This is a genomic window from Oceanobacter sp. 4_MG-2023 (assembly GCF_030689165.1).
Lineage (GTDB): Bacteria > Pseudomonadota > Gammaproteobacteria > Pseudomonadales > Oceanobacteraceae > Oceanobacter.
On sequence record NZ_JAUYVV010000007.1, the window covers coordinates 113,051 to 134,829 of the forward strand.

General features: G+C 54.0%; 19 protein-coding genes. 6 read left to right on the forward strand and 13 right to left on the reverse strand.

Annotated elements, in window-relative coordinates:
* Positions 1 to 377: 377 nt before the first annotated feature.
* The 3 genes from fba to Q8W24_RS07320 all read right to left on the reverse strand — a co-directional run bounded on the left by fba (position 378) and on the right by Q8W24_RS07320 (position 3,839).
* Positions 378 to 1,442 (reverse strand): class II fructose-bisphosphate aldolase, encoded by a 1,065-nt coding sequence (gene fba, locus Q8W24_RS07310; RefSeq protein ID WP_303433108.1) that lies wholly within the window; start codon positions 1,440 to 1,442, stop codon positions 378 to 380.
* Positions 1,443 to 1,515: 73 nt separating this feature from the next.
* Positions 1,516 to 2,676, reverse strand: coding sequence for a phosphoglycerate kinase (locus Q8W24_RS07315; protein WP_303433107.1), 1,161 nt, complete (start codon positions 2,674 to 2,676; stop codon positions 1,516 to 1,518).
* A 98-nt stretch (positions 2,677 to 2,774) separates the two neighbouring features.
* Positions 2,775 to 3,839: a type I glyceraldehyde-3-phosphate dehydrogenase gene (locus Q8W24_RS07320; protein ID WP_305474897.1), complete on the reverse strand. Its 1,065-nt coding sequence runs from the start codon at positions 3,837 to 3,839 to the stop codon at positions 2,775 to 2,777.
* Positions 3,840 to 4,190: 351 nt separating this feature from the next.
* Between Q8W24_RS07320 and Q8W24_RS07325 the strand changes: the two genes are divergently transcribed.
* The 5 genes from Q8W24_RS07325 (at position 4,191) to Q8W24_RS07345 (ending at position 11,937) form a co-directional block, all read left to right on the forward strand.
* Complete coding sequence (locus Q8W24_RS07325) at positions 4,191 to 5,711, forward strand: aldehyde dehydrogenase family protein (protein ID WP_303433105.1); 1,521 nt, start codon at positions 4,191 to 4,193, stop codon at positions 5,709 to 5,711.
* Positions 5,712 to 6,144: 433 nt separating this feature from the next.
* On the forward strand, positions 6,145 to 7,377 hold the full coding sequence (locus Q8W24_RS07330; protein WP_305474899.1) for a hypothetical protein: 1,233 nt from the start codon (positions 6,145 to 6,147) through the stop codon (positions 7,375 to 7,377).
* Complete coding sequence (locus Q8W24_RS07335) at positions 7,374 to 8,558, forward strand: efflux RND transporter periplasmic adaptor subunit (RefSeq protein WP_305414778.1); 1,185 nt, start codon at positions 7,374 to 7,376, stop codon at positions 8,556 to 8,558. Before Q8W24_RS07330 ends, Q8W24_RS07335 begins: the two co-directional genes overlap by 4 nt.
* Positions 8,558 to 11,611: an efflux RND transporter permease subunit gene (locus Q8W24_RS07340; protein ID WP_305474901.1), complete on the forward strand. Its 3,054-nt coding sequence runs from the start codon at positions 8,558 to 8,560 to the stop codon at positions 11,609 to 11,611. The genes Q8W24_RS07335 and Q8W24_RS07340 overlap by 1 nt, the downstream gene beginning before the upstream one ends.
* A complete protein-coding gene (locus tag Q8W24_RS07345) occupies positions 11,608 to 11,937 on the forward strand; it encodes a DUF3240 family protein (RefSeq protein ID WP_303433101.1) in 330 nt (109 codons plus the stop codon). Before Q8W24_RS07340 ends, Q8W24_RS07345 begins: the two co-directional genes overlap by 4 nt.
* Here the strand turns inward: Q8W24_RS07345 and Q8W24_RS07350 are convergent.
* The 9 genes from Q8W24_RS07350 to Q8W24_RS07390 form a co-directional block, all read right to left on the reverse strand.
* A complete protein-coding gene (locus Q8W24_RS07350; RefSeq protein ID WP_305474902.1) occupies positions 11,928 to 13,253 on the reverse strand; it encodes a sensor histidine kinase in 1,326 nt (441 codons plus the stop codon). The genes Q8W24_RS07345 and Q8W24_RS07350 overlap by 10 nt on opposite strands.
* Entirely contained in the window at positions 13,253 to 13,921 is a 669-nt protein-coding gene (locus Q8W24_RS07355; protein WP_305474904.1) for a response regulator transcription factor, read from the reverse strand. Before Q8W24_RS07355 ends, Q8W24_RS07350 begins: the two co-directional genes overlap by 1 nt.
* 87 nt (positions 13,922 to 14,008) lie before the next feature.
* A complete protein-coding gene (locus Q8W24_RS07360) occupies positions 14,009 to 15,094 on the reverse strand; it encodes an RluA family pseudouridine synthase (protein ID WP_305474906.1) in 1,086 nt (361 codons plus the stop codon).
* Complete coding sequence (locus tag Q8W24_RS07365) at positions 15,091 to 15,555, reverse strand: NfeD family protein (protein WP_303433095.1); 465 nt, start codon at positions 15,553 to 15,555, stop codon at positions 15,091 to 15,093. Before Q8W24_RS07365 ends, Q8W24_RS07360 begins: the two co-directional genes overlap by 4 nt.
* Before the next feature lie 43 nt (positions 15,556 to 15,598).
* On the reverse strand, positions 15,599 to 16,162 hold the full coding sequence (locus Q8W24_RS07370; protein ID WP_305414782.1) for a nucleoside 2-deoxyribosyltransferase: 564 nt from the start codon (positions 16,160 to 16,162) through the stop codon (positions 15,599 to 15,601).
* Between the two features lie 119 nt (positions 16,163 to 16,281).
* Positions 16,282 to 17,217, reverse strand: a complete 936-nt coding sequence (locus tag Q8W24_RS07375) for a stomatin-like protein (protein ID WP_303433093.1) — start codon at positions 17,215 to 17,217, stop codon at positions 16,282 to 16,284.
* 113 nt (positions 17,218 to 17,330) lie between these two features.
* Positions 17,331 to 18,974 (reverse strand): alkaline phosphatase, encoded by a 1,644-nt coding sequence (locus tag Q8W24_RS07380; RefSeq protein ID WP_305474908.1) that lies wholly within the window; start codon positions 18,972 to 18,974, stop codon positions 17,331 to 17,333.
* 411 nt (positions 18,975 to 19,385) lie between these two features.
* Entirely contained in the window at positions 19,386 to 19,589 is a 204-nt protein-coding gene (locus Q8W24_RS07385; protein WP_370693314.1) for a transposase, read from the reverse strand.
* Between the two features lie 320 nt (positions 19,590 to 19,909).
* On the reverse strand, positions 19,910 to 20,644 hold the full coding sequence (locus tag Q8W24_RS07390) for an SLATT domain-containing protein (protein ID WP_305474910.1): 735 nt from the start codon (positions 20,642 to 20,644) through the stop codon (positions 19,910 to 19,912).
* Positions 20,645 to 20,980: 336 nt separating this feature from the next.
* Here Q8W24_RS07390 and Q8W24_RS07395 point away from each other — a divergent pair, with 336 nt between their 5' ends.
* Positions 20,981 to 21,157, forward strand: a complete 177-nt coding sequence (locus tag Q8W24_RS07395; RefSeq protein WP_305474912.1) for a hypothetical protein — start codon at positions 20,981 to 20,983, stop codon at positions 21,155 to 21,157.
* Positions 21,158 to 21,164: 7 nt separating this feature from the next.
* On the opposite strand, the gene Q8W24_RS07400 is transcribed toward Q8W24_RS07395, so the two are convergent.
* Positions 21,165 to 21,566, reverse strand: a complete 402-nt coding sequence (locus Q8W24_RS07400) for a GFA family protein (RefSeq protein WP_305474913.1) — start codon at positions 21,564 to 21,566, stop codon at positions 21,165 to 21,167.
* Between the last annotated feature and the right edge of the window lie 213 nt (positions 21,567 to 21,779).

The window sequence follows — 21,779 nt, forward strand, 5'->3', positions numbered from 1 at the left end:
GGCCAAATAATAACCAGTAATTACATATCAATACAATTCATTACCAAATAAATACATTTTTATGCGTAAAGGATCACACCTTCACCGAATTGCGGCAGAAAGAAAGCTGGCTACGGTCGTGATTGGCAGTGGTCGTTATTGGCAGTTGCTATCAAGAGTTGTGATTGGCAGTTGTGAGAGGTAATCGACAGGAGCAATACGGGCAGTGATACAAAGCGGGAAAGATAAATATTCAGAGGACAATCATGCAAACGCCGCTGACAGTCAAGGCGCTCAAACACCCCCCTGACTGCCAGCATGGCTGCTGATATTGGCGCGCCGCAAGGATACGGCCCACCATCAGCTCATCATAAACCCAGCCATGGCTGGGCTTCAGATCAAACGATCTTTGGATCCAGCTCACCGGTCAAATAACGCTCATACATCACATCAAGGCAATCCACCTTGATTTTGCTGGCGTTACCCGCGGTACCAAAGGCTTCGTAACGGGCGATACAAATGTCAGACATCGCAGTAACGGTTTCTTTCAGGTATTTACGTGGATCAAACTCACTCGGGTTGGCCGCCATAAAACGACGAATCGCACCCGTAGAAGCCAGACGCAGGTCGGTATCGATATTCACCTTGCGCACGCCATACTTGATACCTTCAACGATTTGCTCAACCGGCACACCGTAGGTTTCTGGAATGTCACCACCAAATTCGTTGATGATGGCCAGCCATTCTTGCGGCACAGACGATGAACCGTGCATCACCAGGTGAGTGCCCGGGATACGCTGGTGAATCGCCTTGATGCGGTCGATGGCCAGAATGTCATCTGTTGGTGGACGCGTAAATTTGTAGGCACCGTGTGAAGTACCACAGGCGATAGCCAGAGCATCCACGCCAGTTTGCTTGACAAAATCGGCAGCTTCTTCCGGATCGGTCAGCATCTGGTCGTGGCTCAGAATACCTTCTGCGCCAATACCGTCTTCTTCACCGGCCTGACCGGTTTCGAGAGAACCCAGACAACCCAGCTCACCTTCAACCGACACACCACACGCATGCGCCATTTCAACGGTACGACGGGTAACGTCGACGTTGTATTCATAGCTGGTGGGGGTTTTGCCGTCTGTACCCAGCGAGCCGTCCATCATCACGGAGCTGAAGCCCAGTTGAATGGAGCGCTGACATACATCTGGCGAGGTGCCGTGATCCTGGTGCATACACACCGGAATGTGTGGAAATTCTTCCACCGCGGCCAGAATCAGGTGGCGCAAGAAAGGAGCACCTGCGTATTTACGTGCACCGGCCGATGCCTGCACGATCACTGGCGAATCGGTTTTGTCGGCGGCCATCATGATGGCGCGCATTTGTTCCAGGTTGTTGACGTTGAACGCCGGTACGCCGTAGCCGAATTCGGCGGCGTGATCCAGCATCTGACGCATACTGATAAGTGCCATAAATTACTATCCTTCTAACTGATTATGCTGACTGACCTGCACATCAGGTCAGTCCGTTTATATGTTGTGATTCTTATTTGGCGCGTTGTTCCAGTACCGCAACCGCAGGCAGTACTTTTCCTTCAACAAATTCCAGGAAAGCGCCGCCACCAGTGGAGATATAAGACACCTTATCGGCAATGCCGTATTTATCAACAGCTGCCAGGGTATCGCCACCACCGGCAATCGAGAAAGCATCGGATTCTGCAATGGCCAATGACAGGGCTTTGGTACCTTCACCAAACTGGTCGAATTCGAAAACGCCCACCGGACCATTCCAGATAATAGTACCGGCCTGTTTCAGTTGTTCGGCCAAAGCGGCGGCAGAATCCGGGCCAATATCAAAAATCATATCGTCTTCGGTGACATCCGCCGCCGGTTTTAATGTAGCAGCGGCGGTTTCAGAGAATTCTTTACCACATACCACGTCGCTAGGTACCGGGATGGAAACTTTTTCCATCAGAGCCTTGGCGGCTGGAATCAGTTCGTCTTCACACAGTGATTTACCCACCGGCTGACCAGCAGCGGCGAGGAAGGTATTGGCGATGCCACCACCCACAATAATTTGATCGCAAATATCTGACAGGCTCTCCAGCACTTGCAGCTTGGTTGACACCTTGGAGCCACCGACAATGGCCACTAACGGGCGTGCGGGTGTTGCCAATGCCTTGCCCAGTGCATCCAGTTCTGCCGCCAGCAATGGCCCTGCGCAAGCAACCGGAGCAAATTTTGCCACGCCATGGGTAGAGGCCTGGGCACGGTGAGCAGTACCAAACGCATCCATTACAAACACATCACACAACGCCGCATAGGCTTGTGCCAGCGTATCGACATCTTTCTTTTCGCCCGGATTAAAACGGACGTTTTCCAACAGCACCAGCTCACCTTCCGCAACGTCAACCCCGTTGGCAAAATCCTTCACCACCGTGACATCGCGTTCCAACAGACCCGACAAGTGGTCTGCCACTGGCTGCATGGAAAATTCTTCTTCGTAAACGCCTTCCGTCGGGCGACCCAGGTGGGACATCACAATGACGCGAGCACCAGCGGCCAGGGCAAGCTGAATGGTGGGCAAAGAGGCACGGATACGCGCATCGGAGGTCACTTTGCCTGCTTTAACAGGCACATTCAGATCTTCACGAATCAGAACGCGCTTTCCCTTCAAATCCAGATCGGTCATTTTGATCACAGACATTGTGGCTTTCCTCATATGTGTTGCAGGCGTCGCAAGCGCCCTGACTGTTTTTGTTAGTAATTACTTGTGTATTGACCCAACGCGGTGACATCGCGGATTCACATGGAACCCGCTACGGTATCACCTGCTCCGGATATTGTTGCCAAGCCTGGCGCCTGTTTCATATACAGCGCCGTATCCAGCATGCGGTTGGCGAATCCCCATTCATTATCAAACCACAGCAGCAACTTCAGCATTGAACCGGCGCTGACCCGAGTCTGGGTCGCATCAACAATGCAGGAACGTGGGTCATGGTTAAAATCAATCGAAGCATGCGGCTCGTACGTCACACCCAGCAGGCCACGAAATACACCATTGGCAGCGGATTGTATCAGTTCGTTAACGGCCTGTGCGCTGGTGTCGCACTTGAGCTGCAAGCTGACGTCCAGAGCGGACACATTGATGGTTGGGACGCGCAAATGCAGACTTTCCAGTTTGCCTGTCAACGCTGGCATCAGCCGGGCCACCCCTCTTGGCAAGCCGGTATCAACCGGAATAATGCTTTGTCCCGCAGACCGGGTACGGCGCAGATCCGAGGAGTAAGCATCGATCACCGGCTGATCGTTCATGGCCGAGTGGATGGTGGTCGTCACCCCCCGTTCGATGCCGAAGGCTTCTTCCAACAAGGTCAGTATCGGCACCAGACAGTTGGTAGAACACGAGCTGTTGGAAATAATGCGCTGCTCTGGGCGAATATCCGTGTGGTTGATGCCGTACACAATGGTGTTGTCGACGGCGCTGTCAGCCGGATTGGAAATCAGTACCTTGCCTGCACCGCTGAGCAGATGCGCTTCGGCGTCGGCCCGGGTGCGAATCTGGCCACTGCATTCCAGCACAATATCCACCTGGCACTCGGACCAGTCCAGCCGTGATGGACTGGATTCGTGGTACAGATGTACCAGATCGCCATTGATCCGCAGACAATTATCCGCCTCGACTACCACCTGGCCCGGAAAGCGGCCGTGGGTGCTGTCGTAACGCAGCATATAACTGACGGAGTCGATATCCGCCAATTCATTAATGGCCACAATCTGCAGTTGGGGGTGGTAACGATTTTCATAAAGCGCCCGGAGAACCGAGCGGCCGATACGGCCGAAACCGTTAATGGCGATGCGGGTAGTCATAGAATCCGACAGAGTCAGTCAATATCAGGGAGCGCTATTCTCCGGTAATTGCCATTCAGTAGCAAATCCACCAAGGCGCATGTCAGGCCGTTCTATTCAGTATGGCTTACCACTCAGACCACCTCTCGTCGCGCCACTATTTACCCACTCTCAGAATCTTGCCTGCATGCGCCAGGATGGCATCCCAGAGAACTAGTACCAAGGTAGTGCCTTTTTAAACAGGGATGGTCAATGACGGCATGCCAGAGCTTCCAGCAAACTGACAGCGTTCCGATTGATTCAGGTCAGCGTGTACTGCCCCTTGAACAATAAACTCTGTTTGCGATAACAATAATTCCCCGGAGAACTAACATGATCTACGCAAATCCCGGCCAAGACGGCTCAGTAGTTACCTTCAAAGAACGTTACGGCAACTTCATCGGCGGCCAATGGGTCGAGCCTGTTAACGGTCGTTACCTGGACAACATCAGCCCAATCAACGGTCAGGTATTCTGTCAGGTTCCCCGCTCCGACGAAGACGATATCAACCTGGCTCTGGATGCTGCTCACGCTGCCAAAGAAGCCTGGGGCAAAACATCCGTTACTGCACGTTCCAACGTGTTGTTGAAAATCGCCGATCGCATTGAAGCCAACCTCGAAAAGCTGGCCGTTGCAGAAACCTGGGACAACGGTAAGGCAGTACGTGAAACACTGGCAGCAGACGTGCCATTGGCCGCTGACCACTTCCGCTACTTCGCTGGCTGTCTCCGCGCCCAGGAAGGCACCATCGGTGATATCGACGAGCACACTGTGGCTTATCATTTCCACGAGCCACTGGGTGTCGTTGGTCAGATCATCCCATGGAACTTCCCGCTGCTGATGGCTGCCTGGAAAATGGCTCCCGCATTGGCCGCCGGTAACTGTATCGTCCTGAAGCCAGCCGAACAAACCCCGGCTTCCATCCTGGTTCTGATGGAATGTATTGGCGACTTGCTGCCACCAGGTACCCTGAACATCGTTAACGGTATCGGTGCCGAAGCAGGCCAGGCTCTGGCCACCTCAACCCGCATCGCCAAGATCGCGTTCACCGGTTCTACCCCAGTCGGTTCCCACATTCTGAAATGTGCGGCTGAAAACATCATTCCGTCAACGGTTGAACTGGGTGGTAAATCACCTAACGTTTACTTCGCCGACGTGATGGATCACGAAGACAGCTTCGTCAGCAAATGTGTTGAAGGTGCGGTACTGGCATTCTTCAACCAGGGTGAAATCTGTACTTGCCCAAGCCGTCTGCTGATCCAGGAAAGCATTTACGAACAATTTATTGGCAAAGTCATCGAGCGTATTGCCCAGATCAAACGTGGCAACCCGCTGGATACCGATACCATGGTTGGTGCACAGGCATCACAACAGCAGTATGAAAAAATCATGAGCTACCTGGATATCGGCCGTGATGAAGGTGCAGAAGTACTGGTGGGTGGTTCTGCAGAAACCTTGGCTGACGATCTTGGCACTGGCTACTACATTCAGCCAACGCTGATGAAAGGCAACAACAAGATGCGTATTTTCCAGGAAGAAATCTTTGGGCCAGTGGTTGCAGTAACCACCTTTAAAGACGAAGCCGAAGCACTGGAAATTGCCAACGATACCGAGTTTGGTCTGGGTGCCGGTGTCTGGTCCCGCGACATGAACGTAGCGTACCGCATGGGTCGTGGCATTCAGGCTGGTCGGGTCTGGACCAACTGCTACCACGCTTACCCTGCTCACGCTGCCTTCGGTGGTTACAAAAAATCTGGTGTTGGCCGTGAAACCCACAAAATGATGCTGGATCACTACCAACAAACCAAAAACCTGCTGGTCAGCTACAGCACTGATCCACTGGGTTTCTTCTAAGCCCGGAACCGATCAGCCGGCAACCAGTACGGGCAGATTGACAGATCTGTCCGTACTGTTCGACAACGATCAGACTGCACATCGTTTAGCGTATTGTTCAGACCTCAACCTCTCGTTCAGAGAGGCCTGTTGGCGTTTTATACGCCTTTCCGCTGCCCTCCGTGGCAGCGGTTTTTTCTCTCCTCTTGTATGATCAGCGCCACAAACTGCCTCGATACAAGCCAGCCTGACTGGTCGACCTGAGCTGACCACACCTCATTCATCCAGCACGCACCTGAACCGGTTAACCTATCGACGGATATCTGCCGGTGATGATGCCGCCGGTGACCTTTTCACCCCTATTGCCTCCCAGATTTGCCGCCCCTCCGGTGATATTCAGTTTCAGTTCAGCCTCCCCTTGTAATCTCTTGTGATCAATCAAGGAGATTCCGCCATGATCAGGCAACCCCAACCAGAGCAAGCAGCTGGCCGCTCAGCCTGCCCAAAGGCCGTACGACAGCTGCTGTATCTGCTGCTACTAACAGCCGCCACCAGCCAAGCTGACGCCACCCCTTCATTTACCGCCGCACTGGAAGCCAGCTGGCAAGCCACTCCAGAGCAACAGGCCCTGCGCGCCACGCAAACACTGTATCAACAACGTCGCCCAGACTGGTTAACCAGTGCGCCAGAGCTGGCTGTCGATTACACCCAGGGAGATCCGGCCGCCGCTATCGGTTCCGAATGGCAGTTAAGCCTGAGTGCAACACTCAGCAAACCCAACCAATATCACACCCGCAGCCAACTCAACCAGACCTCAGCCCGATTGATCCACACGGAACGGGACTATCAACGCTGGCTTTGGTCGGGGCGATTACAACACTGGTGGTGGCAATGGCAACAGCTATCGCTACAGCAACAGCGAAATACCAAGCGTCTGAGCGCAATGACCCAGCAACTCGACTGGTTGCAATTGCTGATTCGTCAAGGTGAACGCCCGGCCGCGGATCGCCTGCCCTTGCAGCAAACCTTGCAGCAATTAAAAGCCAGCCAGCTAACCTTGCAAAGCCAGCAACACGACTTATCCATCCAGTTTCGCCAGTGGACAGGCCAGGAAGATCTGCCGGACGATTGGCAGTTTTCCGCCGCTGCGGCACAACCACTGGAGCAACACCCGCTGCTGCGTTTCCAGATAGAGCAACGCCAATACGCACTGCTTAACCAGTCTCTCAGCCATCAACAGGCACTGACACCCAGTGTCTCTGTAGGCGTCAAGCATCTTGCCGCGACCTCGGATACCCCCACCAGTGATTTGCTTGTGCTGGGACTCAGCCTGCCTCTGGGCAGCGATGGTTACCAGAGCCAACGGGCGCAATGGCGTGAAGTGGCACAACAACAGCGGGCCGAACGGGATGTTCGCCAACAACTACAACGCCAGCAACAGGTGCTGGCCAGCCAGTTACCCGCTCTGGCTCAACGGGTAGCCGAGCTGCAGCAATTGAGCGCCGACGCCAGCCAGCAGTACAACGCCCAGTACCGGGCCTGGCAGCAAGGGCAACTGTCAGGGCTGGCCTGGCTACAGGTGCAAAACAGTATCTGGCAACTGCAGCAACAGGCTGACGAAGCCCGCCTTACTTACCAACAAGCCATCAGTGACTGGAACCAACTTCAGGGGGTGATACCACAATGACGTTTTTGAATATGTTGTCTGGCCATTCGAGCCAAGATCAATCCGCACACTGCCGAGTGGACAACACACCACAACAGCAGGTTAATCTGGCATCCGCCACACTGATCGTTACCCTGACCAGTATCCTCGCCCTGCCGCTGCTAACGTATCGGGCCGAGGCATTACCTCTCGATAGCACCGAACAGCAACGACTCGGGGTCGAATTCAGCACCCTGACAACCCAGGCCCAACTGCCACTGGCGGTGTTGCCTGGCAGTACCGCTGTCAGTGACCACCAGCGCCTGCAACTGATAATGCCATTCGAAACCCGGATCGAGCAGTGGCTACAACCCTCCGGCCAGCATCTCAATGCCGGTCAGCCGCTCTTACAACTGCACAGCCACGAAATACAGGCGTTTATCCAGAATCATCAACGCCAGCAACAAACCGCCCGGCTGTGCCAACAGCGACTGACCTATCTGCAAGATCGCCAGCGCAGCGGCCTGAGCACCCGCCTTGATATCGAAGAAAAATCCCTCGAATGCCAGCAACTGAGCGACAGCGTCAGCAGCAACCAACAGGTGCTGACCCATTTGCCATCCGCATGGCTGAACACTCACGACGCCGAGTTTACCCTTAACAGCCGCAGCTCAGGCTGGTTGATCCGGCTGAATCAACAGACAGGGCAAATCGCCAGCCCGGGCACAAGTCTGGCGGAATTCTGGCCAGACAGCGCCCTGGCGATTCTGGTTGAGGTACCGATCCGGCTGGCCCAACAGTTACAGCCTGGACAGTCGTTAGCGGTACGTCCTGTCGGCTCCGACGACCCCAGCGTGACCGACACCCACACCGCAACAGTGCAGCGTATTGAGCAAGGCATCAGCATCACGGGTCAGCAACAGGTCTGGCTGCAACTACAAACAGGACAACCGGTTCCCGGACAACGCTGGCAAGTCACCATTCCGTCGGCGCAGTCCGGCTGGGCGATTCCTGCCTCTGCCCGAGTCCGGGCTCAGGGCCAATCCTGGGTATTCCTACAACAGCATCATGAGATCAAACCGCTGGCGGTCAAACCCATCGCCGAAGGCGGCGGCTACTTGCTAATCCCGGCCGCGACCTTGCCCCGGCAGCCAACACTGGCTACCCGCGGCACGGCGGCCCTGATGTCTTATTGGCAAGCCAGTAGTGAGGAGGACAAATAATGCTGTCGCACTGGATTCAAACGGTTCTGATGCAGCGGATACTGATTCTGGTGATCAGTTTCGGCATCTTGGCCGCAGGGGTAGTCAGCTATCAGAACCTGAGGATTGACGCCTTTCCGGAAATATCTCCAACCCAGGTCAAGATCATCCTCAAGGCTCCGGGATTACCGCCAGAAGAGCTGGAAACCCGCGTGACCCGCAAGATCGAAGTTGAATTACTCGGTATTCCAAACCAGTCGATCCTGCGTTCCGTCGTAAAATACGGCCTGACCGATATTACCGTCGACTTTGCCGATGGCACCGATATTTACTGGGCACGCCAGCAGGTATCCGAACGCCTGGCCGCTGTCTGGCCTGAGCTGCCAGCCGACATCAGTGGCGGAATTGCCCCCATGAGCACCCCATTGGGCGAACTGTATATGTTTACCCTCGACGGGCCACAGTCGCTGGCCGAAAAACGCCGTATTCTCGACTGGCAAATCCGGCCCTTGTTGCGCACGGTACCCGGTGTCGCCGATATCAATGCCCTGGGTGGCAAGGTTGAAGCCTGGGCTGTGATTCCCGATATGGCAGCCCTGGCACAGGCCGATCTGACTCTGGCCGACTTGCAACACTTTCTGCAACAGAACAACCGCAATGACGGCGCCGGACGGCTGGAAGACGGCGAAGAAGCCATTCTGGTCAGTAGCACCGGCCGCATCACCACGCGGGATGACCTCGCGAATCGCGTCCTGGTCTATCGTAACGGCAGCCCGGTACGCCTCAGTGACGTTGCCACTGTCCAGCTCGATAGCCTGACCCGCTATGGCGGTGTTACCGACAGTGGTCAGGGCGAAACTGTCGAAGCTCTGGTCGTGGCTTTAAAAAATGCCAATGCCCGCCAAGTAATCCAGGGAGTCCAGCAAGCTCTCGACACCCTCAACCTGCCAGCCGGAATGGAGATTGGGGTCTTTTACGACCGCAGCAACCTGACCCAGCGGGCCGTTGGTACTGTCACCGAAGCGTTATGGATCGCCGTAGTACTGGTGATTGTTTTGCTCGGTCTGTTTATTGGTAATGTCCGTACGGCACTGGTAGTGGCTGTGAACCTGCCAATGTCAGCGCTGATGACGTTTATCATCATGGACAAACTCGGCATGAGCGCCAACCTGATGAGTCTCGGCGGACTGGCGATTGCCATTGGTATGCTGGTCGATGGCTCCGTTGTGGTGGTTGAAAACACCGTAACCCGCTTGCAAACCAGTCATGCCGGTTTGCCCCGCCTGAATGTGATCTTCCGGGCGATTCACGAAGTGGCTGTCCCCATTGTGTCCGGCACTCTGATTATCCTGCTGGTGTTTTCACCACTGGTGACCTTGCAAGGTCTGGAAGGCAAGCTGTTTGCTCCGGTGGCGCTGACCATTATGTTCGCCCTGGCAAGCAGTTTACTGGTATCCCTGACCCTGATTCCGGTACTGACCAGCTGGCTGATCCAGGCCGACAAGGTAACCACCCCGCGATGGGTATCTGGCTTGCAGTCGGCCTATCGCCGCTCACTCGAACGGACGTTAGCCAACCCATGGCCAATGCTCACAGGGCTGGCTCTGGCCGTGGTGGCCAGTCTGGTGGCTTTCACTCAGACCGGTAAAGCATTTATGCCTGAGATGGATGAAGGAGACCTGATCGTACAGCTGGAAAAAATTCCGACCATCAATCTGGAGGCTTCGCTGGCCATTGATACCCAGGTCGAAAAAGCCTTGCTGGCAGCGGTGCCGGATATCCAGCGCATTGTTGCCCGCGCCGGTTCTGACGATCTTGGCATGGACCCGATGGGACTCAACGAGACCGATATGTTTTTGCAGCTCAAGCCCGTCGAACAATGGCAAGCCAATAGCAAGGCAGAGCTGAGAGAACAGATTCGTACCATTCTGGAACAGTTTCCCGGTTTGAACTACGGCTTTACCCAACCGATTGATATGCGAGTGTCCGAGATGATTTCCGGTTCTCGCGGCGACCTGGCCATCAAGTTGTTTGGTGCAGACTTGTCACAACTGCAAGCGGTCTCCGAACGCATTGCCAGCCTGATGAAATCCCTGCCAGGTACAGCAGAAGTCATGTTGAACCAGGCGGATGGCATGCACTATCTGACCATTACCCCGGATGCGACCCGTATCCAGCAACTGGCATTGACCGTTAATGAAGTCCAACAATCTCTGCGGGCCGCTCTGGAAGGTATCAGGGCTGGAGAAGTGATTTACCCGGACAGGCAAGTACCCTTGCTGCTCCGCCATTCCCGCCCGGCACAAATCAGTGCCCTGCTGAACGAACACTGGTTGGTCACTCCCGCGGGTGATGCCGTACCGCTGGCGGAACTGGTCAACGCCACCGAAACACCCGGCCCGGTGTTGGTGAAACGGGAAAATGGTCAGCGTTTTGCTGTCGTCACCGTCAATGTCGAAGGCATCGCCCTCAGCGACTATGTCGCCGCCGCACAACTGGCTGTCAGCCAACACATCGACCTGCCCGGCGGCTACTACCTCAACTGGGGAGGTGAATTTGAAAACCAGCAACGGGCCAATACTCGTCTGGCAGTCATGGTTCCGGTAGCCATTGCACTGGTTTTACTGGTGCTGTTTACCACCTTTGGCCGCATCAACGAGGCTCTCCTGATCCTGTGTAATATCCCGTTTGCCCTGATCGGTGGAGTGCTGGCGCTCTGGCTCAGTGGCGAGTACTTATCGGTACCGGCATCTGTCGGCTTTATTGCCTTGTTAGGTATTGCCGTTATGAATGGTGTCGTGCTGGTTGATCAGTTCCGGCATTTACAGGCACTGGGCCAGCGCGGACTGGCGATGATTCTGGAGGCGGCAGCCGGACGGCTGCGGCCGGTATTGATGACCGCCAGCACCGGTGCGGTTGGTTTGCTGCCGTTGTTATTTGCTACTGGGCCGGGCAGTGAAATCCAGAAGCCATTGGCCATTGTAGTTATCGGCGGTCTGGTCACATCGACGCTACTGACCCTGTATGTTCTGCCACTGCTTTATCGCCGTTTTATTCTGGAGGCCACCCAATGAGTGCAACCGAGACCAACACACAACCACACACCTTGCTGACCCTGTCACTGCCACCCCGACAGGCCGATGTAGTGACCGACTGGTTACTGCAACAGGGATTACCCGGCTTCAGCTCCTGGACCGGTTGGGGCCATAGCAACCGCCTTGACCAGCTTTCCATCAGTGAGCAGATCCAGGGAAAACAAAACCGTACGTTCATCAGCCTGCATCTGAGCGAGCCACAATACCAGGCAGTCCTGGAGAATTTGCGCCAGAGGTTCAGTAGTTTTGATATTCACTATTGGGTACAAGCACTGCTGGCCAGTGGTCGCCTGACTCAGCGGTAATCCGGATTAAGAGGCAAGGACAGACGGACAATCAATCCAGCTTCAGCGCCGTTTTCAAACCGGATCCGGCCCTGATACTGCTCAACAATATCCGCCACAATAGCCAGCCCCAAGCCGAAACCCGGGCCACTTTCATCCCCCCGAACCCCAGGCTGATGCAATACCGTCAATTGCTCCGGTGCAACGCCGGGGCCATTGTCGGTAATCGTCAGCTGCAATTGCCCATCAATTTCGGCGGCCTGTACGTCAACAGTGGTGGAGGTCCATTTACAGGCGTTATCCACCAGATTCCCCAACAGTTCAAACATATCTTCCCGATCACCGGGAAAAGGCAACGCCGCTGGTAATTGCTGGCGAATAATCACCTCGGGATACAACTTGGCCATGCTTTGACAAAGCTGCTGCAGCAGCTCCGTCAGATCAATTTGCGGTGCCCGACTCATCAACCCGGCGATTCTGGCCCGTTTCATTTCATTATCGATCATATGGTTCATCTGTTCGATTTGCTGCAGAGAAATATGCCAGTCCCCTTCCGGCTGACCGCGGGCGACATCGTTGAGGCGATTGTTTAACACCGCCAACGGCGTTTTTAACGAATGCGACAGATTACCGCTGGCCATGCGAGCACGTAACAAACGTTCGCGGGTCCGTTCACCCAGCCGGTTGATTTCATCCACCAGAGGTTCCAGCTCCTGCATTTCGGGTGCTTCCAGGTGATCCCGTTCCTGCCGTGCCAACTGGCGCAATTGCTGCTGGATCTGTTCAAAGGGCAATAACGCCTCGTTGAGCTGACGGCGCTGCCAGACAAAAATAGCCGTCATCAGTACACTCAGCAACAGCAGCAAGGTTACAAACGCCTGTACAAATACGTCCATAATAGGGAGGAAATCTTCTGCGATCTGCAGCTCTACCTGCCGCTGCCCCACCGTCAGCGACTGGCTCATCACGTACAGGTTTTGCTCCGGTATGACCTGCTGCCAGCTCCACAAGGTCTCTCCCGCCAGGCGTTGCATTTCCAGTGCCCGATCACCCAACGAAGGCGACTTCAGTTGCTGGCCATTCCAGTTCACCTGGTAATAATGGCCGGATTCCAGGGCAACAAAGATAGGCGGTAAAATATGTTCATCAATATCCATGCGGTCGTCGTGCCAGTGAATCTCCTGCAACAACAAGTCTCGATCATGCTCCAGCCGGGTTTTGAAATAATCGGTAGCGGATACAAACAGCGCGATAGCCGTGGCAGTGGCAATCAGTACGATGATCACCAACTGCCCCACCAGCAAAGAGCGGAACAACCGGGCCGACAAGGACCACATTAGCGTTTCCCCATCAAGTAACCCTGACCCCGATAGGTGTGGATACGTTGCTGGCCGATTTTCTTGCGCAAGCGGCGGATATAGACCTCCACCAGATTTTCATTCTTTTCTTCTTGCCAGTCGTAGGTTGTATCCAGCAGCTGCTGCTTGGAGACAATTTGCCCGGCTTTTTGCATCAACAAACGCAACATGGCGAACTCGGTGGCGGTCAGGCTTGCACACATGCCGGCACCATCAGAGACCTGCTGTTTGGTTTCATCCAGAATCAGACCATCCACCACCAGCTGAATTTGCCCCTGTTGCTCAACCCGACGCCGTAATGCTTCGAGCCGCGCCAGTAGCTCTTCACTCTGGAACGGCTTGCCAAGGTAATCGTCAGCCCCGGCATTCAAACCATCAACCCGCTCCTGCCAACTGTTGCGCGCAGTCAGAATCAGTACCGGTGTGCTGATCCCTTGACGACGCCAGCCAGCCAGTACTTCCAGGCCCGACAGATAGGGCAAACCCAGGTCGAGTACCACACACCCGATAACATCCTGATGCTCCTGTAAATACCGGGCAGCCCAGTCCCCCCGCTCCAGATACTCAACACCATAACCAGCCTTGCTGAGATAACGTCCAACATCCCGACTGAGCTGGGGATCATCTTCAACCAACAGAATATTCAACAACAACCTCCAACCCCGCTGACGCCAGACCACCCGCAGCCAGAGTCAGTAAACAACCACTAATCCAGAAACCAAGACTAACATATGTCAGAGGGGCGGTTGGCTCCGGGTACGCTTCAACCACTGCTGCACCCAGGCTGGCCACTGCTCCGACAACTGATCATCCTGAATATCGAACCGCTGGCCATAAGCATTCAATTCAATCTGCCAGGCGTGTAACAAATGATGGGATGCACCCAAATCAGCAATCTCTGCCGGGGTTAGCGCCTGCTGCAGGCGCTGTAGATAATAGCGGCCGCCGTGGGCGTAAATCTTGTCGGCCACAATCGGATGTCCCAATGCCGCCAGCTGCGCCCGCAACTGGTGTTTACGGCCGCTTTTTAATTCGCATTGCACCAGTGTCATCCCGGCCTGACTGGCCAGACACTGAAACAGGGTGCGACTGAGTTTGGCCGCACCAACGCAGGCAGTCTGATCCTGCTCAGGGTCCACCACGTGCATCTGACAACGAATGGGGCTGTCACGTCGTTCCGCCAGATAACATTCAAAATCCAGCTGCTGCCAATCCGGCTGGCCATACACCAGCGCCAGATAACACTTGCGTTGCAGCAGACGGTCAAAGCGTTTTTTCCAACGTTTGTTGGCGGCGGAATGCTTGGCCAGGACCAGAATACCCGATGTCTCCGCATCCAGCCGGTGCAGCAAGTGTGCTTCGGTCGCCGGACTTTGACGGCGCACCAGATTGATCAAGGTATCGTAGGTATTGCGGGTGGTACGAGACACCGCCAAGCCGGGAGGCTTGTGCACCGCCATCAACTCATGGCTTTGCCACAGCAATTGCCAGCCCGTATCGGCCGGGCCTTCCTGATGCCCGGGCAACCAGAAGGCAAACCCTTGCCCTGCCCTTAATACCAACGAGGCATCGTGGCAGCGATGTCCGTCAACCAAGATCTCGCCCCGGTCGAGCGACACAACCAACGACACTCCATCGCGACGCTCACACCAGTGAGACCACAGGGTGGCCAAGGGCTGATCATCGAAGCACTGCCCTGTCAGCCAGAAACCATCTGCGTCAAACCCTGTGTTGTCGGATGCCGGGCCGTCGGGTGCCGTGCTGTTGATCGTTGTACTGCCAGGCCCGGTGTCAGACGCTGCCGCTCTGGACAGGCTCAAGCATCCTGCTCCAATGCCTCAACCCACAACACCCCGACATCCACCCGTATCACCTTGACGGTGGTTCCGGCCGCCAGCGGCTGTTGGCTTTTGAGTTTCCAGTCAATGCCGGAATAACGATGGCTGCTGTTGCCGCTGAGATCCACATCCTGCTCCAGCACAAACGCATCACGGGCAAAGTCGCTGTTGACCGGGGTGATTTGCTGTTCGTTTTGTAATCGCTTCAAGGGCCGCCACAATGCCAGGGCAAAGCCGCAAGTCAGCGCGGCATTACTCCATAACGCCGAAGTCGGCGTTTCCGGCAGCAGACCAACCAGCATCAGCAAGCCCGATACCACCAGCGACAAGCCCAGAAAAAACAGCACCAGCGAGGCAAAACCCAGGATGGCGACTTCAACGATCAAAGCCAGAATCCCCGCCACCAGCAAAGCCTGGGGAAGGTGTGACAACAGGTAGCTCATGATGAGTTTCCTTGTAATAGGGTGATTAAGGCGAGCAAGGTGGTCACGCCAGCTGCTGCAACAAACGTTCAAATGCCGTCAGGTCGGTATAACGTGTCGCCTCGCTGGCGGCGTGACTGATAAACGTCCCGGCTGACTGACGGATGCCACCCTCGATCATCAGGTTATCGTGCAGACCAAATTCTTCTATTTTTAATCCGTCCCGATCACGAATATCGCCCTCCGGGCCTGGGACTGGCTGTCCGGCAGGGCCAAATTGCGACCAGCTGCGAGCCAGAAAAGAGGCAGGATCATTGCTGTAGCCTGACAGCCGTTTTCCCAGCCCGCGCGCCAGACCCAGCTCGTATACCGTGCCCACATCGGCACTGGGACCACGGAAAGGCGTCAGGTTGGCAATCAGGATATCCGCTTGCCGGATCAGCGCTTCGTTGCCTCGGCTGATCGCCCAGGGTAATTCATCGGGGTCCGGACTCTGGACTTCCGCATCCAGCGGAAACAGGCCGATAAAACCGTAACGCTGGCACAAGGCTTTCTTGGCCATTCCCAGTTCGACAGCATCGGCTAAAAATACTTCTGGCCCGGCAAGGTAAATTACAGCAGTGGTCATGGCAGCATCTGATTGGTGATATTAGTGATATTAGTGATATTAGTGGTATTGGTGATAAGTGGGGATGGTGGCGGCAAAAGCCGTCAGGCACAAGATGCCTGACGCCGACGCGGTATTTGCTAGCCCTTGTTCAGGCTGTTGATAATCGTAGTGGCCGTTGCCACCATGCTGCTGGCATCGGTGCCGCTATCGGGCAGCAAGACAACAGACGATTCCTTGGCAATGGCGTGCTTGGCCTCAATGGCCTTGGAAGCCAGCTCCAGCTGGATCGCTTTTTGGCCATCCTCGGTATTGGCAATATCACCAACCATTTTTAATGCCATGGCACGGGCGCGCGCCACAGCCACTATGGCCTGGGCTTCACCTTCGGCCTGCAGCATCTGTTCTGCCTTGTCGGCTTCTGCCGCCAGTACCCGTGCCTGCTTCTCACCCTCGGCCACGTTAATGGCTGACTGGCGATCCCCTTCGGATTCCAGAATCTGGGCACGCTTGACCCGCTCGGCTTTCATCTGCGCTTCCATCGACTGCATCACCGATTGCGGCGGCACAATATCCTTGATTTCGTAACGCAGTACCTGGATACCCCAAGGCTCGGCAGCTTCGTTAATGGAGGTCACAATATTGATGTTCAGCAAGCTGCGCTCTTCAAAGGTGCGGTCGAGCTCCATCTTGCCCAACTCGGAACGCATGGTGGTTTGCGCCAGCTGAGTCACGGCAAACACATAGTTATCGACGCCGTAAGTCGCCTTGTACGGATCCAGTACCCGGAAATACAACACGCCATCAACGCTCAGGGTAATGTTGTCGCGGGTAATCGCCGACTGGCTGGGGACATCCTGCGCTTGTTCCTTGAGGCTGCGGTCGGCGGCTACCCGATCGATAAAGGGCACAATAAAGTTAAGGCCAGCCTCTTTGGTGGAGTGGTATTTGCCAAATCGCTCAATCAGCCAGGCCCGGTTTTGCGGTACAAATTTAATGCTGCTGCGCACCAGTACCAGCACAAACACCAAGACAATAGCTTCGACCGAAAAAACCAGCGAGAAAAGTGAATCCATGATGGACATCCTGTGTGAAGAAGACCTGTATTCTGAGGCGGCTCTTACACTCGGCGCAAGCGCTCAACAAGCATTTGTGCCAGTGAGTGCCAACAAGGTGATACCGTTCTGGATCAGAGTGCCCCACGCTCGGTATGGTTCGCCAGCACACCATCCAGGTGGTTGTAGCGCTGTTTCCAGTGGCGCAAAAAGGCCAGATCATCGGCAAAGGCCGGTGCCAGAGGCTGCGCAGCCTTGGCCTGGGTAATCCCCTGCGCCGGTTGTAACTGGTTACTGCCTTGTGGCACTTGCAATGCCCGCAGGCAATCGCTGCTGTAGCGATGGCTATCGATATTATCGACCACCCACCATTCCGCTTGCAGACGGTCGTGGGTAATGTCCAGCAACACATAACCGCGGAAGTAAAAATTCACAAACGCCAGATGCGGCAGCAGGGCTTCCAGCGAGGCAGCGGCCATCTGCGCCTGGGCATAACTCTCGATACCCGGCGAAGTGACTGCCGGTGTCACAAACTCCACCCCCAGTGGTTTGCCCGTCTCCGCCGCAAACGGATTCTGATACAACTCAAACGCCCAGGATGAATGAATATCCCCGGTGAGCACCACCCAGTTATCGACATTGGCCTGACTGACGGCATCAAACAGGCGTTGACGGGCAGCAGGATAGCCATCCCACTGGTCGTAATTGAAGGGCATATCATTGGTGCCCAGCTGGGCCACCATGACTTGCTGACCACTCAGCTTCCAGGTCACTCCCTGTTGCTGGGCGTTGGCGAGATTGGTGTAGAGCCACTCTTCCTGGGAGTAACCCAACAACGTACGACCGGGCAAGTTGCGCTCTTCCATCGACTCGGCCTGGGCATCACGCCCGGCCAGCCGGGTGTCCAGCATGCTCAGGTCGACCAGATCCCCAAACCGGAAGCTGCGATAGATCCCCATCTCCGGTTGCGACGGTTCACGGATCGGCATCCACTCCAGATACGCCTGCACCGCACCACTCAGACGTGAACGCCAGTCGCCCTCGCTCTCGATATCGTGGTTGTCGGCCCCACCCGTCCAGGCATTATTGGCCACTTCATGGTCATCCCAAATCACCAGAAACGGATGCTGGCGATGCACCTCCTGCAAGTCCTTGTCCTGCTTGTAACAGGCGTGGCGCTGGCGATAATCCTGCAACGAACGAGTCTCATGCAAAGGCACGTTAATACGGCCACTGTGCAGACAATCGTCAAGATCAGCGTATTCATAGATATAATCGCCCAGGTGCAAAATGGCATCGAGATCGGCCCGCTGCGCCAGCTCCCGATACACATTGAAATAACCTTTGGCAAAGTTGGAGCACGAGGTGTAGGCAATACGTAAATGCGCCACCGACCCTTCCGGCAAGGTTCGGGTGCGGCCGACATCGGAGTAATGGCCGTCGGCCTCGAAGGTGTAATAATAAGTAGTGGCCGGTTGCAAACCGCCAACATCCACCTTGACGGTAAAATCACGGCTGGCATCGGTAAAACCGGTTCCTTCCTGCACGACCTGCTGCAGCTGCGGGTCCGTGGTTATCAGCCAGCGATAGGAAATACCAAACGCACTCCCGGTCGTCGTGATACGCGTCCACAGCAAGACCTGATCGGTCAGCGGATCGCCACTGGCGATGCCATGCTGGAACGGGTAAGGCGTACGTTTCCCACCCGGCTTGACTACCGGGGCAAACAGGCTGGTACTGGCGCTGTCCAACAGGAACTCCCGACGAGTCAGGGCCATGGTCTCTCCGCAACAAATCTCATCAGCCGGATTAAGCCGTTGACCGATGACAACCCGATGGCCAGCCCTTGACGTTCATGTTGCGATTTGGAGTCAGATAGATGACAGCGCTCGTTACCTGGGATTGATGCGGGAGTGGCCTTGCTTGACTGGAAACAGGCGCAATCAGTTGCAACGCCAACCTTGAAGCCCTCAACCAAGGACTCCCGGAAAACTCTCCTTAGTCATCGATAATCACCTGATCACTCAGCAGAACGATTGACCATGACCCAGATGACTTCGTTGAACTGGAATCAGAACCAAAAGTGCAAAACCCGTCGCGAATGTTCTGGCCTGACGTCAGCAGACAAGCTACTGCATGGCGACAAAAGACGGAGTGTTGCCGATGCGGGTTATCAGGGTATCCCATTATCACTGTACTTTGGTTTTGCTTCTCAAGCTGGTGACGTACAGAACAATATCGCAGGACAGGGCTTTAAAGATGATATTGGTTTCGCAGCACCACTGAATTTCACGGCTGGAGGTGATGCCTTTAGAATTAGCAAACAGGATATCCTTCAGTAGAATGGCCGGATCATAAACGGGGCGACCTTCGCTATTATTCTTGTAAAGCAGGTGAAAGCAGACAGATCGAGTTTTTCAGAGATCAAATAGTGAGCGCAGGGCATACTCAAATGACCCCAGCTGCAACTGATCCTGATAATTAATGACCACCACCGGCGTTTGGTTGTAGTCAGAGTGCTTGAATCGAGCCATCACCGCCTCCTGCGTTTCAAAACCCGATCAGACCATAGCCAGGGAGGTTTTTCTATAGTCTGAACGCCGCATTAAGGTGTGAGCAACGCCTACCACGATACTCAATTATTGCACCGTAAACACAAAAGCCAAATCAAACCAAAACCGCCGAGCGTTGCGAATCCGTCTTAAAGCGTTTGTTAGCCGGAAAATGTCGTAGGAATTGATTTTGCAATACCAAATACACCGGTAAAACAATTTGTTACTCCCAAAATATCCAAAATAAATAGAACTTCAAAAATCATCATAGCTGTCGGTATTAGGTACGGAATTGAATACATTGCGTAAGCTTTACCTAAAAGGAACAACCTCTTTAGTCCTGTAATTTTAAAGTCAGCACGTGATTCTAGAACAGCAAACACATAATCAACTCGAACATGGTTTTCTGGCTCTGTTGATATTTCATGATAGTCGGCATGATATTTTTCTAAGTTAATACTGACTCCACTGTCTTTGGATTCAGATATTTCATTTCTTAGCTTACGTATTAGTCCCTTTATACCTACTCCACAACGATCTAGTGCAGCCGCGCGCAGGTCATATTTAGATGTACCAATAACAACAGAATAAACCAATACCGCTACAGCTAAGAAGATCTGCAACATACTGAGAACTTTGTCACCGTATGGAATCGTTAAACCTGAGTTTTGATACAAAGGCATAAAAATCAAGCCTAGTGACAACACCGTTGTGGTTAAGAACGAATATCTACTTGATCTTCCTAATCTAATTGAGGCATTAAACCTACATTTTGCAGTAATTCTCATACTATTTAAGAGCTTTTGCGCGGGATCGTTTTCTTGCTTCTCCTCTAGCTGAAATGAAAATAGCCAAACAATCGGCTTAACTACGAAGGTATCAAACAGACACTCCACGAATTTACTACCTCTTAGTTATAGTCTTAACACACTGAACTTATTCAAACTTTACTCGATATTTATTTTGATAGCTAAAAAACCTGTAGACCCCCCCCCTCCAGTCATTTCTACCAACAACTCGTTTTCTGTTGTTTATTCTCGATTGCTGATTGTTATCAGCCATCGTTTTTTTATTCTGTGTTTCCAACCTTTTCAGGCTTTGGTCGTCTGTAAGCTCGATTTCGTGCTACTTTTCGGTGCCTGTATTAAGGCTGTCTTCACTCTGTTTCACCGGCTGATCTGTCCGTATTTTGCCAGTTTTTCTGCATTGTGTACCAGTCAGTAAAGCGGCCATTGTCCCTTTACTTTGGTTTTGCTTCTCAGGCTGAAGCGGTTCAGCCGTTTGTTGGTGCCGATATTACCGAATACCGGTTCTACAACGGACATCTGCAGCGCTTGTTCAAACAGATCCTCAATGGCTTGGGGTTGGTTGCCAACAACATAAACGATGGCGGTGAAGTACAGATGTAATGCCAGCTCAATCTGGCAGCCCCTCGAACTCTGGCACTTCCCCTAACCCCTCATCCCAAACAGCTTTGCTGGATAAAAAAATGTGTGCTGTTGGCGCGATAGAGATTTCAGTGTCCAGGCACCCTGCGGGAACAACGAGCAAGCCTGGGGTCTGAGTGTTTGGTAACGCTGAGCCACACAGCTTACAAAAACTTTTGCTATGGCGAGTGCCCGGAAGCGTGTAGGAAGTCACTGCATCTGCACCCGACCGCCAGACCAATTTGGCTGACTGTGAGAATAGATTTGCCGCATGAGCTGAACCCGTATCTTTTTGGCAATACTGGCAATGACACAGGTAAAAGCTGTCGAAGTCACCTTTTATCTCAAATCTTACTGTGCCACACAGACAAGAACCGAAATGTTCAGTCATTAAAACCCCTCCATGGCCTGCTAGTAAAATACATATAACGAACCTGTAGAAAGACCTCTTTCCAGCCAGATTTCCCTACTAACAGCCCGTTTTCTGTTGTTTATTTTTAATGGCCGAGCTGGGTCGGACATCGTTTGTTTATTCTGTGTTTCCGGCCTTTTCAGGCTTTGGCGAAAGCTCATCTTTGCAAAATTGGGGAGGTTTTTCTACAGC